Here is a 13,349-nt window from a genome sequence, read left to right on the forward strand (position 1 = left end):
CCTTAAGCAAGGGGATCATGGCACGCACGCCCTTGGACAGCTCCAGCGGGTTGGCCGTGGCCTGGCGGATCACGCCCACCGAGATCGCATCGCGGCCGTTGAGGCGTACGCGGCTGCGGTCGCTGGCAGGGCCTTCTTCGACCCGGGCCACATCACGCACGCGCACCGAGAACCCGTTGACCGTGCGGATCACGATGTCGGCAAACTGTGCTGGGGTTTTCAGGTCGGTCTGGGAGGTCACGCTGAACTCGCGCTGCTGCGACTCAATGCGACCCGCAGGCAGCTCCAGGTTGTTGCGGCGGATGGCGTCTTCCACATCCTGCGTGGTCAGGCGGTAGCCAGCCATGCGCTCGGGGTCCAGCCACACCCGCATGGCGTATTTGCGCTCGCCGTAAATCGGCACGTCGGCCACACCGGTCACCGTCTGCAGCCGGGGCTTGACGATGCGGTTGATGAGGTCGTTGATCTCCAGCGGGCTGCGCGTATCGCTGCTGAAGGCCAGCCACAGCACGGGCGATGCATCGGCCTCCACCTTGGCAATCACGGGCTCATCCACCGCGAGCGGCAGGCGGTTGCGCACGCGGGCGGTGCGGTCGCGCACTTCAGCCGCCGCGTTGTCGGCGTCCTTCTCCAGGCGAAACCGCACGCTGATCTGGCTTTGCTCGGCCCGGCTGATGGAGGTGATCACATCCACGGCGTCGATACCGGCGATGGAGTCTTCGAGCGGCTTGGTCACCTGCGATTCGATGACCTCGGCCGACGCGCCCGCATACCGCACGCTGACGGTGACCACGGGTTCGTCGATCTTGGGGTATTCGCGCACCGACAGACGCGTGAAGCTCACCGCGCCAATCAGCAGCACCAGCAGCGACAGCACGGTGGCAAACACCGGCCGGCGGATCGATATTTCAGCGAGTTGCATGGCAGTCCAGGGGCATCAGAGGGTGACGACAGGCAGTCCGTCAGACGGGAGGGCGGCTGCCAGTGGGCGTGGACCGGCTGGAGGTTCCGGCCAGCTGGCAAGGGTTGGGGCCGGGCAGCGGATCAGTTTCGCTGCGAGCCGCCATCACGCGGGCCCCCGAGGGGGCGGCAACAGGAGATGGAGATGCCGATGCCGCAGAGGTGCTCGGCGCAGGCGCAGGCGCATCAGCCACTGGTGCTGCCTTTTGGCCCGCCCCGGTCGCAGCACCTGAAGCGCCCGAAGCCGGCCGCGTTGCTGCGGCCGCCGCACCACCGTTGCCCTGCTTGCCCAGCTCCACCACGCGCACCTCTGTGCCGTCCTTGCGGATGCGCTGCTGGCCCGCCGTGACCACCAGGTCGCCGGTGCCCAAACCATCGACCACCTCCACCCACCCAGGCGAACGGGCGCCCAGCTTGACCGGTGTGCGGCGCGTCACCTTGCTGCCTGGCTCCTTGCCTTCCACCACCTTGAGCACATAGGGGCTGGTGCCGTCGGGCACGATGGCTTCCTCGGGCACCACGCGCGCGTCGCTGCGTTCGGAAAACACGGTCGTCACCCGCGCGAACATGCCGGGGCGCAGCTGCAGGCGGCGGTTGTCGATGCAGCCACGCACCGCGATGGCCCGCCCATCCGCATCGATCTGCGGGCTGATGGCCTGCACCACGGCGGCGTAACGCGCGCCTGGCAATGCATCAAACGCTATCTGCGCGGCCTGCCCCGGGCGCACCTTGCTCTGCAGCCGCTCGGGCAGACGGAAGTCCACATAGACCGCATCAAGGTCTTCGATATTGACGATATCGGCCCCGTCCTTGAGGTAGTCGCCCACGTTCACGCCCCGGATACCCGCAATGCCATCGAACGGGGCCACGATCTTCAGACGCTGGGCCGTTGCCTGGGCCAGCGCCAGCTTGGCCTGGGCCACCTCCAGGTTGGCGGCACTCTCGTCCACCGAACGCTGGCTGATGAAGCTCTGAGCCACCAGCTCCTGGTTGCGTTTGTGGTTGGCCTGGGCGATGGACAGCTCGGCCTGGCTTTGCTGGATCTGCGCACGGGGGAGCTGGTCGTCAAACTGCACCAGCACCTGCCCGCGCTGAACGCGCTGGCCGTCACGGAAGTTGAGCTGGGTGATGCGCCCGCCCACTTCGGGCCGCAGCATCACGCTCTGGCGCGACCGCAGGCTGCCCACGGCTTCAGCATCATCGCGCAGCGCCATCTGCCGCACGGTCACTGCCTCTACGGCCACAGGGCGGCCAGCACCAGCGGGTGCACCACCGCCAGCCGGTGTGCCAGCGCCTGCCCCCGCCTCGGCACGCTGCTGCGGCTGTGCGGGTTTCTGGAGCCACCAGGCAGCGCCCGATGCGGCAGCCATGCCGATGACAGCGAAAACGATGTACTTGTACTTGTTCTTGGACGCCATGGGTCAGTCAATCCAGTGAGGTGGGATGCGCAGTCACACAATGTAACAGTGGGTGTATGCAGCCGCAGCCACCCTCAGCAATATCCCCGGGGCATGCGCCGCTGGAGGTTGCAGGCTGTACCAGGCGCGGGCGCAAAAAAAGCCTCCAAAGAGGCTTGCACGGGAGGAGTTGTCGGCGATGGACTACCTGCGGCCCAGGGCCTGGTCCACGCCCCGGTTGGCCAGCGCGTCGGCCCGCTCGTTGCCTGGGTCGCCAGAATGCCCCTTCACCCAGCGCCATTCAATGCGGTGACCGCCGGCGCTGACCAGCGCATCCAGCCGCTGCCACAGCTCCACGTTCTTGACCGGCTGCTTGGAGGCCGTGCGCCAGCCCTTGGCCTTCCAGCCGTGAATCCACTCCGTGATGCCCTTGCGCACGTACTCGCTGTCCAGATACAGCGTCACGGCACAGGGGCGCTTGAGGGCCGACAACGCCTCAATCACCGCCATCAGCTCCATGCGGTTGTTGGTGGTGCCCAGTTCGCCGCCGAACAGCTCTTTTTCGGTCGCACCGGAGCGCAGCAATACGCCCCACCCGCCGGGGCCCGGATTGCCCTTGCAGGCGCCATCGGTGTAAATCTCTACCTGGTTCAAACTCTGTTCCTGACAATGTGGTGAATGGTTGCTGGGCGGGGCATGGCCCCCCATGGCAACCACAAAAAACTGTGCTCAAGGCTTGTGCCGGGCCGCAGTGGGCGCAGTCCGCGAAGCACTCACCCCGCGCTGGGACGCCCGGTTGGCGATGGGCACGGTGCCCGCAGCGCGCTGGCGGTGGGAGCGCCAGGCGGGCTCCAGCAAACGCATGCCATGCACCCGTTTGACAGCAACCAGGAAATACGCGGCACCCAGAATGGGCCACCACTTCTCACCCAAAGGGTCCATCCAGCCAAAACGCTCCAGCCACTGCGGGCTGCGCACCGCTGGACGATAACAGCCAAACCGGGCCGATTCGACCTCGAAGTTCAAAAGCCGCAGCCAATCGCGCAGGCGGCGATAGCCGATGAACTCCCCCACGTCGGGCAGGTACAGCGTGCCCCGCCCCAGGCGCTGATACACGCGTGCACGCCGCTGCCGCAGGCCCCACAGGCTGGTGGGGTTCAGGCCGCTGATGACCACACGCCCTTCGGGTACCAGCACCCGCTCCACCTCGCGCAGCGCAGCATGTGGGTCGATGCTCAACTCCAGTGTGTGAGGCAACACCAGCAGGTCCAGACTGGCAGCAGAGAAAGGCAGAGCCACAGGCTCGGTGAGCAGATCCACCGCGCGGCGCTGCAGCGGGCCGTCGTCACCACCCGCCTCCACAAAGGCGATGGAACCCTCCACGGCCTCTTGCCCCATGGCGAGCCACTGATGCGGCATGCGGTTGGCGCGCAGGCCGTCCAGCAACGGCATGCCGAGCTGAATGCTGTGGTAGCCAAAGATATCCGCCACCGCCTCGTCAAAGCGCGCCTGCTCCCATGCGAGCAGATAACGGCCGGGGGGGGAGTCGAACCAGTGGTGCAAACCTATAATTTGATCGCTCATGAACTTGCTACCGCTGCCCGCCTTTACCGACAACTACATCTGGATGCTGCACGACGGCCACCAGGCCATCGTGGTGGACCCGGGAGAAGCCGCGCCGGTGGAGCAGGCCTTGCACCGTTGCGGCCTGTCATTGCAGGCCATTCTAGTCACGCACCACCATGCCGATCATGTCGGCGGAGTCGATGCACTGCGCCACGCCACCGGTGCACAGGTGTATGGTCCAGCGCGGGAGCGCATGCCCGAGCCGCTGTTGCGACTGGAGCAAGGCGACACCGTCACCACGCTGGGGCTGCAGTTCCAGGTCATCGACGTGCCAGGGCACACGGCGGGCCACATTGCCTACTACTGCCCCGAGATGGACGGTGCACCCCTGCTGTTTTGCGGCGATACGCTGTTCTCGGGCGGCTGTGGCCGGCTGTTTGAAGGCACACCCGCGCAAATGCTCGACTCGCTGGACCGGCTGGCCGCACTGCCTGGCAACACCCGCGTGTGCTGCACCCACGAGTACACACTGTCCAACCTGAAGTTTGCGCGGGCCGTGGAACCTGGCAACGCCGCCCTGCTCCACTACAGCAGCCAATGCGAAGCCTTGCGGGCGCAGAACCAGCCCACACTGCCGTCGCACATGGCGCTGGAGCGAGACATCAACCCCTTTCTGCGCGTACGTCGGAGCCCGGTGGCACAAGCCGCCCAGGGCTACGACGCGCAGGTGCCCCTTGACGACGCCGTAGCGGTGCTGGCCGCGCTGCGTCAATGGAAAAACGAGTTCCGATGAAAATTTTGCACATTGCCTGCCTGGCTGGCCTTTTGTGGCTGACAGGCTGCGCCACCACGGGTTCGGCGCCGGACCAAGGATCCGCAGGCGGCAACACTACCAGCACGAAGAGCACGGCGACGCCCCACACACCCGTCATCCCTAACGGCCCGCTCAAGCCCATCACCGCAGCGCGGGCCGCGAGTGGCGAGGTAGCGTCGTTGTCGGCCCCCGCCGACTTGTGGGACCGCATACGGCGCGGCTTTGCCATGCCTGACCTGCAGCATGAGCTGGTGCAGGACCGGGAGCAGTGGTACGCCACACGCCCCGACTACATGCAGCGCATGACAGAGCGGTCGAGCAAGTACTTGTTCCACATCGTTGAAGAGCTGGAACGCCGAGGCATGCCGACCGAGCTCGCGCTGCTGCCCTACATCGAAAGCGCGTTCAACCCCCAGGCAGTATCGAGCGCCAAGGCCGCGGGCATGTGGCAGTTCATGCCCGCCACGGGCAACTATTTCGACCTCAAGCAAAACGCCTTCCGCGACGACCGCCGGGATGTGCTCGCGTCAACCCGCGCGGCGCTGGACTACCTGCAAAAGCTCTATGGCATGTTTGGCGACTGGCATCTGGCCCTGGCCGCCTACAACTGGGGTGAAGGCAGCGTGAGCCGTGCCATTGCGCGCAACCAGAAGCTGGGCCTGGGCACCACCTACACCGACCTGAACATGCCTGCGGAAACCCGCATGTATGTGCCCAAGCTGCAGGCGGTCAAGAACATCGTGGCCAACCCCGATGCCTTCCGCACAGAGCTGCCCCTGATCGAGAACCACCCCTACTTTCAGACCGTGGACATCACACACGACATCGATGTGTCGCTGGTGGCCACGCTGGCGGGTATTCGCGAGGAGGATTTCCGGGCGCTCAACCCGTCGTACAAGCGACCCGTGATTCTGGCCGCAGGCACACCGCAGATTTTGCTGCCCTGGGACAACGCCAAGGTGTTCCAGCGCAACCTGGAGGCCAAGCGCGAAGGGCAGTACGCAAGCTGGACCGTGTGGTCTGTACCCACCACCATGACTGTGGCCGAGGCAGCACAACGTGCAGGCATGAGCGAGGCGGATCTGCGCAGCATGAACAACATCCCGCCGCGCATGCTCATCAAGGCGGGCTCGGCGCTGATGGTGCCCCGCTCCACCACCACACGGCAAGACGTGTCGTCCCACCTGGCCGACAACGGTCAACTGAGCCTCACCCCCGAGATCGTCACCCGCCGTACCACAGTGCGCGCCGGCAAGGGAGACACGGTGGCCAGCATTGCACGGCGCTACAAGCTGACGGCGGCCAACGTGGCGGACTGGAACGAGGTACGGGCGAATGCCGCGTTCAAGGTGGGCCAGCAGATCGTGGTGTACCTGCCGGTGCGCCAGAGTCAGGCGCGCAGCGGTGGCAGCAGTGCCCGCGCATCGGCCGCCACCTCGGGCAAACGCCAGGCTCCAGCGCCTGCGCGGCGTGGCGGATCCCCCTCCAAGGTCAAGCGCCGCTGAGCCGCAGACGCCTCAGCAAAGCCACCTGGGCCTGGCGAGCCCGGCATTGCTTGGCCGGTCGCTGGGCCCATGCATCAGAACCGGAGCGTGTGCATGCCCAGCAGCCCCAGGATGCCCATGATGATGAGATAAAGCGCCACGATGGTGCTGAGCAAACGCGGCATGACCAGGATGAGGATGCCTGCGATCAGGGAGACGAGCGGACCGATGCTAAGGCTCAGCGACATGGTGGATATTCCTTGAAAAATGGAACGAGGATGGCGCAGCAGAACCGCTGCACGCGTGGTCTGCGCGATGCATATCGCGCAGTGTGATTGCGGTGCTATCGCAGGCGCCCGACACTGTAGTCGATGCCAGAGCCCTTGGAGCCTGCCGCCACAGCGGCTTATCAGACGCTGTACTTTTGGCGGGCCTTGCGCACGAAGTCGCTGGTGGAGGTGCGAGCTAGTTCGACCTTGGCCTCGGCCAGTTCGGGCAGCACACGCGACAGCACCCGCAGTGCGGTGGCCGGTCCTTCGTCCGGCATCAGGCCGTTGGTGGAGTACGTCTCGCGCACCCGGCTGAACGCCGCCAGATACAGCCCCCGGTCACCCATCAGGTAGGCGGCGGGCACCGCCTTCACCAGATCTGCCGGGGCTGCCGTCTGCAGCCACTTGAGCGCATGCACGACGCCATTGACCAGCGCCTGGGCCTGCGCTGGCTGCTTCTGAATGAATGCCTGCGGGGCATACAGGCAACTGGCGGGCATGGTTCCATTGAACATGTCCTGCGCCGCCTTGAGCGAACGCAGGTCCCCCACAATGCGGGTGTCCGCCTTCTGCTCCAGCAAGGTCATGATGGGATCGGCATGGCACAGTGCATGCACCTGGCCGGAACGCAGCGCGTTCATGGCATTGGTGCCCGAGCCCACCCCCACAAAACCCACATCACGCAACGACACGCCCGCACGCATCAGCATCAGACTGGCCGCCAGATGGGTGGATGAGCCCACCGACGACACACCCACCTTGCGCCCCGCGAGGTCGCCCAGGTCCTTGTACGCAGGCACCGACCGCAGTGACACACCCAGCGCCAGCTGCGGGGCCCGCCCCTGCAGCACCAGCGCACGGTACGCATGACCTCGCGCCTGCGCACGCAACACGTGCTCGAAGGCACCGGAACAGACATCTGCCGCACCGTCCTGTACCGCCTGCCAAGCAAGCGCCCCCGCCGAATAGTCCCGCACCACCACGTCCAAACCTTCGAGGCGGAAGTACCCCAGCGCATCGGCCAGCGCCAGCGGCAGGTGGTACAGAACGCCCTGCCCTCCGACCGCCACGGTCACCCGCCCGAGAGCCGCGCCATCGGTCTGCGCACGCACCCGGATGGCAGGCGCCCACACCGCAGCCGCCGACAAGGCAGATACGGCGCCAAAGGCGCGGCGGGTGAGTGGAGGCAGAGACATGGAATCAGGCAAAAAGACAATGCTGCATTGCAACAATCGTGCCGCAGCACAGGCGAAACCGCATCAGGGTGAATCCCTGCGGGTTACTACGTACCGCGATAGACAGCCTTCAACCGCAGCACACCGCAAGACGGGTGGCGCGCACCCGGGGCGCTCAACGGTAACCGATGAACAGGATGGCAATATTGACCAGAAAACCGCCGGCCCAGACTGCGCTGCGGGCCATCGGCATGTCGGCCACGTACATCATCACGTAGAAGATGCGCAGGAAGACATACAACAACGCCAGCAGGTCCAGTAACGTCTGCCCCGCGCCCAGCAGGTGCGCAATGATGACCGCACCAATGAAAAACGGCAGCGCTTCAAAGCTGTTGGCCTGCGCTGCGTTGGCGCGCCCGCGCCAGTCGGACTGCCGCGAGAGCCAGCCGCGCGGGTCGTGGTTGTCAAAACCGCCTTCTTTGCGGGACTTGCCAAAGTTGCCACTTTTGGCCAACCAGGCACAAGCGATGGGCAGCAGTGCGGCGAACAGCACGCACCAGTAGGCCACGGTGAACCGCGCGACGTGCAGGGTGGTATTCATTTTGGATGCTTTTGAGAGCACCAGCGCAGCAAATACAAGCACTGGTAGCTATTAAATTGAGAGTATTTTAGCCGCAGACGTTGTCCAGGAAACGGGCTGGCAGCGGCCTCTGCGTCACCGGCGATCCACCAGCGCATGCGCAATCGTGCCCAGGTCCACATACTCCAGCTCGCTGCCCACAGGCACGCCGCGCGCGAGCCGCGTGACGTGCAACCCACGGCTCTTGAGTGCCTCGCTGATCACATGCGCAGTCGCCTCCCCCTCGGCATTGAAGTTGGTGGCCAGAATCACCTCCTGGACGGTGCCATCCGTGGCGCGCTCCATGAGCTTGTGCAGGCCGATCTCCTTGGGACCGACACCATCGAGCGGACTGAGCCGCCCCATCAACACAAAGTACAGCCCCTTGAAGGCGCCGGTGCGCTCCAGCGCCGACTGGTCAGCCGGCGTCTCGACCACACACAGCCGCGTTGCATCGCGGTCAGGGTCTAGACAGGTGCTGCACACTTCCGCCTCGGTGAACGTATGGCAACGCGCACAGTGGTGCACGGTGCCCACTGCCTCCGAGAGCGCCCGCGACAGCGCCAGCGCCCCTTCGCGATCATGCTGCAGCAAATGAAACGCCATGCGCTGCGCAGACTTCACCCCCACTCCCGGCAAGCGGCGCAGCGCCTGGATCAGAACGTCGAGGGAGTTGGTGGTGGACATGGGTTAGCGGGCGATGCGGATGAGCGGGTAGGAAAGAGCGGTGCCAGGCTTCGACAGGCTCAGCCCGAACGGATGTGGGCAGAACATCATGGGTGTGCCTCCCCTGCCTTCACACCCCGCCCTCAAGGGCGTAGCGAGCGGGCGTCAGGCTAGGCGCGGGTGGCGGGAAACCGGAACGTACTTTCTGTACGTGAGGATTTCCCGACGGGCCCAGCAACGACGCATCACGCCCACTCGGTAGCCGAGATCAGAAAGGGAATTTCATGCCGCCGGGGAGGCCTGGCATGCCTTGGGTGAGCTTGCCCATCTTCTCCGAAGAAGTCTCCTCCGCCTTTCGCACCGCCGCATTGAACGCAGCCGCCACCAGATCTTCCAGCATGTCCTTGTCTTCGGCCAGCAGGCTCGGGTCGATGGTGATGCGCTTTACATCGTGCTTGCAGGTCATGACCACCTTCACCAGACCCGCGCCCGATTCACCCTCCACCTCGATGAAAGCCAGTTCGTCCTGGGCCTTCTTGAGGTTGTCCTGCATCGCCTGGGCTTGCTTCATGAGGCCGGCGAGTTGTCCTTTGTTGAACATGGTGTGGTTTCCTTTGCTTTCTTTCTGGTTGATCGATTCCCACGTGGGGACTGAAATTCAGTATCCGAAATTCACGGTATTGTGCTTTGCACCGTTAGCGGCCATCGAAACTGCCGCTGCCCAGACCAGTGCTCCCGCGCAAGGGCCGCCCCGCCGCGCTGGGAGCGTTCCCCTCCCGCGAAGCGAGAGAGGGGGAAGGCGCCGAAGGCGACTCAGGGGGTGTTTCATCTCACGCGGGTTTGATGCTGCCCGGCACGATTCTCGCGCCGTAGTCACGCATCAGCGATTGCACGAAGGGGTCGTTGTGCACGATTTCTTCCGCGCGGCGTTGGCGCTCGGCGGCGGCGGCGGCGTTGCGACGGGCAGGGCTGTCGATGACCACGCCCACTTCCACGCTGATCTGGGTCGCATGGCCCGCAGCTTCAAGGGCCGCACGCAGGCGCTCGCGCGCCGTGGGCTGGTTGAGCGATTCGCGCTCGACGCGCAACAGCCAGTGACCGCCGTCGCGCGCCACCAGCTGCGACTGCAGGGCCAGTTCGCGCACCAGCGCCGTGATAGCCTCTGCTGCCACCAGTTGCTGCACCGTGGCATGCCAGACGTCCCCCTCTTCGGTGGGGGTGTAGCGGGCAGATACCGGGGTCGGGGCAGACAGTGGAAGCGGCTGCAACCGCTCGCCGGGCTCGGGGGACTCACGCACCGGGATTGCTACATATTCAGGAGCATTGTGTGCTTTGAATGATTGCGCTACACCGGGATTTTGCTCAAACCTCTCGGTGGTGCGTACCGGCAACGCCGTGGCAGCGGGCGCAGCCGCAGTGGTCACAGTACCGGGCTCGTCAGAACCTGGCCATGGGGGTGGCTCAGTCTCGTTGAACGACTCTGATGGATGGTCTCCGGCGCCAGAAGATGCGGTGCCTGCAGCCACTGCTGGAACTGGGGCCGTGACTGCAGGCGCTGGGGCCGCAGACGGAACTTGCGGGGCAGAAACTACCGCAGCCGCTACACGCCCGGGCACTGCCGAAGCACCTGCAGAGATGGTGCCTGAAGTGGGCGTTTCAGCCCGCGTCAGAGTTTTTTTTTCAGCCGGTCCGCCAACCCCACCCTGGGGCTTAAAGGCCAGCAGGCGCAGCAGCACCATGGTCAGAGCCGCATACTCATCCGGCGCCAGGCCCAATTCGCCGCGCCCGTGCAGGCACAGACTGTAGAGCAACTGCGTTTCATCGGCGGGCATCAGTGCAGACAGGCGGGCTGTCTCGGCTGCCTCGGGGTCATCGGCATCCACGGCCCCCGCCATCTGCGGCACGGCCTGGAACACGGCCATGCGCTGCAGCACGGCACTCATCTCTTCGAGCGTGGAGGCGGCAGACAGCCCGTTCATGCGCAGCGTGTCCGAGGTCTCCACCACGGTCTTCCCGTCACCCAGGGCGAGCGCTTCGATGAGCCGGAACACGTAGGAGCGGTCCACCGCACCCAGCATCTGGCGCACACCGGCTTCCTGCAGCTGACCGCTGCCAAACGCAATGGCCTGGTCGGTGAGCGAGAGCGCATCGCGCATGGAGCCCCGCGCAGCGCGCGACAGCAAACGCAGCGCCTGCGGCTCGGCAGGCACGTTCTCATTGGCCAGTACGCGGGTCAGGTGTTCCAGCACCGTTTCGGGGGCCATGGGACGCAAGTTGAACTGAAGACAGCGGCTCAGCACCGTGACCGGCACCTTCTGCGGGTCGGTCGTGGCCAGTACAAACTTGAGGTATTCGGGCGGTTCTTCCAGCGTCTTGAGCATGGCGTTGAACGCCGTGTTGGTCAGCATGTGCACTTCGTCGATCATGAAGACCTTGAAGCGCCCCTGCACCGGCTTGTAGACCGCCTGCTCCAGCAGGCTCTGCACTTCGTCCACGCCCCGGTTGGAGGCCGCGTCCAGCTCGGTGTAGTCCACAAAGCGGCCGCTGTCGATGTCAGTGCAGGCCTGGCACACGCCGCAGGGCGTAGCTGTGATGCCGCCATTGCCGTCCGCACCCTGGCAGTTGAGCGACTTGGCCAGGATGCGCGACACCGTGGTCTTGCCCACGCCGCGCGTACCGGTAAAAAGGTAGGCGTGGTGCAGGCGCTGCTGGGTCAGCGCATTCGACAAGGCCTGGACCACGTGTTCCTGCCCCACCATCTCGGTGAAATTGCGGGGACGGTACTTGCGGGCGAGCACGAGGTAGGACATGCGGTCGATTCTACGGGCTGGGCCATGCGCCCCTGGCGCCGCCAGGGCAAACAAAACAGCCACTGAAAAATCAGGGCCTTCATCCGACGTACAATCGGCGGTGACGGGCCTCCTCGCATGGTGAAGCGGCCAACCGGGTCAGGTGGGGAACCAAGCAGCCCTAACTGTGGAGTCAGTGCCGGGGGTAAGGCTCGTCAACTTCTTCTTTTTTGCGCAGTCGCGCAAAAACTCTCCCCTCTAGAATTCCGTAGCGCGCCGGGCGCCTCACGCCCACTCAAGCCCCTGCGGATTGCCCCAGCCAGCGCAGCGCCCCCTCCCCCGCTATACGGCCGCTGGCCATGCTGGCGGTCAGCAGATAGCCCCCGGTGGGTGCCTCCCAATCCAGCATTTCGCCCGCGCAGAACACGCCTGGCAAGGCTGTGGCCATGAGGTGCACGTCCAGTGCCTCAAAAGCCACGCCACCCGCCGTGCTGATGGCTTCGTCCAGCGGCCGCGCGGCCACCACGGTGATGGGCAATGCCTTGATCGCATGGGCCAGTGCCACAGGGTCGTTCATGCCGTCCTTGCCCAGGTGCTCGTACAGGATGCCGGCCTTGATGCCGTCCAGGCCCAGGCGGCTCTTGAGGTGGCTGGAAAGCGACCGGGAGCCGCGAGGGTGGCGCACCTCCACCAGAACGCGCTCAGGCGCATGGTCAGGTAACAGGTCGAGGTGGAAGGTGGCATGGCCGTGGGCTTGCACTTCGTCGCGCAACAGATGCGACGCGGCGTAAACAAGGCTGCCTTCGACTCCCGTGGCCGTGACCACAAACTCGCCCCGACGGCTGAAGCTGTGGCCCTGGCTGTCGGTGAAGTTGAGCACCACTGTCTTGAAAGGCTGGCCCACAAAACGCTCGGCAAAATGCGGCGTCCAGCCCACGGTCGGTGCAGGCGTGCGTCCCAACAACTCCTGCAAAAAGGCGCGTCGCGTTTCGCCCGCTGGTGCGTCGGCACGCAGCACGTCAAAACCGCAGTTGGACGGGCGCAGCGGGGCCACGGCCACGCCCCGCTGCGCCAGCAGAGGCACCCATGCACCATCAGACCCCAGGCGCGCCCAACTGCCGCCGCCCAGCGCCAGCACAACGGCCTTGGCCGCCACCCGCACCTCGCCAGCCGGTGCAGCCAAGAGCAGAGCGCCATCCTCGGCCCAACCCAGCCAGCGGTGGCGCATGTGGAACAGCACGCCCTGCCCGCGCAAGCGCTGCAGCCAGGCGCGCAGCAGCGGCGCGGCCTTCATGTCGGCAGGAAACACACGGCCCGAAGTGCCCACAAAGGTCTCCACCCCCAGCCCCTGCGCCCAAGCGCGCAGCTCGGGGCCGCCAAAAGCCTGAATCAGAGGCTCAATCTGTGATTCGCGCCCGGCATAGCGACTTACAAAAGGCGCATGCGGCTCGGAATGCGTGAGGTTGAGCCCGCCCTTGCCCGCGAGCAGAAACTTGCGCCCCACCGAAGGCATGGCGTCAAACAGGTGCACGGCCACCCCCGCCTGGGCCAACACCTCTGCGGCCATCAGGCCGGCGGGGCCACCGCCGATGATGGCCACGTCGCACTGC

Annotated in this window: 13 protein-coding genes and 1 other RNA gene; 3 read left to right on the forward strand and 11 right to left on the reverse strand. The window is 65.5% G+C overall.

The window, feature by feature from the left end; translation table 11 throughout:
• The 4 genes from ISS20_RS01655 to ISS20_RS01670 form a co-directional block, all read right to left on the reverse strand.
• Positions 1-922 (reverse strand): efflux RND transporter permease subunit (locus ISS20_RS01655; protein WP_291433087.1); only part of this gene is annotated, 922 nt, incomplete at its 3' end.
• Positions 923-962: 40 nt separating this feature from the next.
• Positions 963-2,378 (reverse strand): efflux RND transporter periplasmic adaptor subunit, encoded by a 1,416-nt coding sequence (locus ISS20_RS01660; RefSeq protein WP_291433088.1) that lies wholly within the window; start codon positions 2,376-2,378, stop codon positions 963-965.
• Between the two features lie 183 nt (positions 2,379-2,561).
• Entirely contained in the window at positions 2,562-3,011 is a 450-nt protein-coding gene (gene rnhA / locus ISS20_RS01665) for a ribonuclease HI (RefSeq protein ID WP_291433089.1), read from the reverse strand.
• Positions 3,012-3,086: 75 nt separating this feature from the next.
• Positions 3,087-3,941, reverse strand: coding sequence for a methyltransferase domain-containing protein (locus ISS20_RS01670; RefSeq protein ID WP_291433090.1), 855 nt, complete (start codon positions 3,939-3,941; stop codon positions 3,087-3,089).
• On the opposite strand from ISS20_RS01670, the gene gloB reads away from it, so the two are divergent.
• A complete protein-coding gene (gloB, locus tag ISS20_RS01675; protein ID WP_291433091.1) occupies positions 3,940-4,716 on the forward strand; it encodes a hydroxyacylglutathione hydrolase in 777 nt (258 codons plus the stop codon). The genes ISS20_RS01670 and gloB overlap by 2 nt on opposite strands.
• Positions 4,713-6,242: a transglycosylase SLT domain-containing protein gene (locus tag ISS20_RS01680; RefSeq protein WP_291433092.1), complete on the forward strand. Its 1,530-nt coding sequence runs from the start codon at positions 4,713-4,715 to the stop codon at positions 6,240-6,242. Before gloB ends, ISS20_RS01680 begins: the two co-directional genes overlap by 4 nt.
• A gap of 74 nt (positions 6,243-6,316) precedes the next feature.
• Here ISS20_RS01680 and ISS20_RS01685 read toward each other — a convergent pair whose 3' ends face one another.
• The 6 genes from ISS20_RS01685 to dnaX all read right to left on the reverse strand — a co-directional run bounded on the left by ISS20_RS01685 (position 6,317) and on the right by dnaX (position 11,760).
• Entirely contained in the window at positions 6,317-6,469 is a 153-nt protein-coding gene (locus ISS20_RS01685; RefSeq protein WP_015013605.1) for a DUF3096 domain-containing protein, read from the reverse strand.
• Positions 6,470-6,630: 161 nt separating this feature from the next.
• Positions 6,631-7,686, reverse strand: a complete 1,056-nt coding sequence (locus ISS20_RS01690) for an ABC transporter substrate-binding protein (RefSeq protein WP_291433096.1) — start codon at positions 7,684-7,686, stop codon at positions 6,631-6,633.
• A 154-nt stretch (positions 7,687-7,840) separates the two neighbouring features.
• The gene (locus ISS20_RS01695; RefSeq protein ID WP_291433098.1) at positions 7,841-8,266 is read right to left on the reverse strand and encodes an MAPEG family protein; all 426 of its coding nucleotides are present in this window, start codon (positions 8,264-8,266) and stop codon (positions 7,841-7,843) included.
• Positions 8,267-8,380: 114 nt separating this feature from the next.
• Positions 8,381-8,971, reverse strand: coding sequence for a recombination mediator RecR (gene recR / locus ISS20_RS01700; RefSeq protein ID WP_056067274.1), 591 nt, complete (start codon positions 8,969-8,971; stop codon positions 8,381-8,383).
• 247 nt (positions 8,972-9,218) lie between these two features.
• Positions 9,219-9,551 (reverse strand): YbaB/EbfC family nucleoid-associated protein, encoded by a 333-nt coding sequence (locus ISS20_RS01705; protein ID WP_055398201.1) that lies wholly within the window; start codon positions 9,549-9,551, stop codon positions 9,219-9,221.
• 229 nt (positions 9,552-9,780) lie between these two features.
• Positions 9,781-11,760 (reverse strand): DNA polymerase III subunit gamma/tau, encoded by a 1,980-nt coding sequence (gene dnaX, locus ISS20_RS01710; RefSeq protein WP_291433104.1) that lies wholly within the window; start codon positions 11,758-11,760, stop codon positions 9,781-9,783.
• Between the two features lie 102 nt (positions 11,761-11,862).
• Between dnaX and ffs the strand changes: the two genes are divergently transcribed.
• Positions 11,863-11,959, forward strand: an RNA gene (gene ffs, locus ISS20_RS01715) — signal recognition particle sRNA small type.
• Between the two features lie 75 nt (positions 11,960-12,034).
• Here ffs and ISS20_RS01720 read toward each other — a convergent pair.
• Positions 12,035-13,339 (reverse strand): TIGR03862 family flavoprotein, encoded by a 1,305-nt coding sequence (locus ISS20_RS01720; RefSeq protein WP_291433228.1) that lies wholly within the window; start codon positions 13,337-13,339, stop codon positions 12,035-12,037.
• Positions 13,340-13,349: the final 10 nt, after the last annotated feature.

Source organism: Acidovorax sp., assembly GCF_016783915.1.
Taxonomy (GTDB): Bacteria; Pseudomonadota; Gammaproteobacteria; order Burkholderiales; family Burkholderiaceae_C; genus Acidovorax.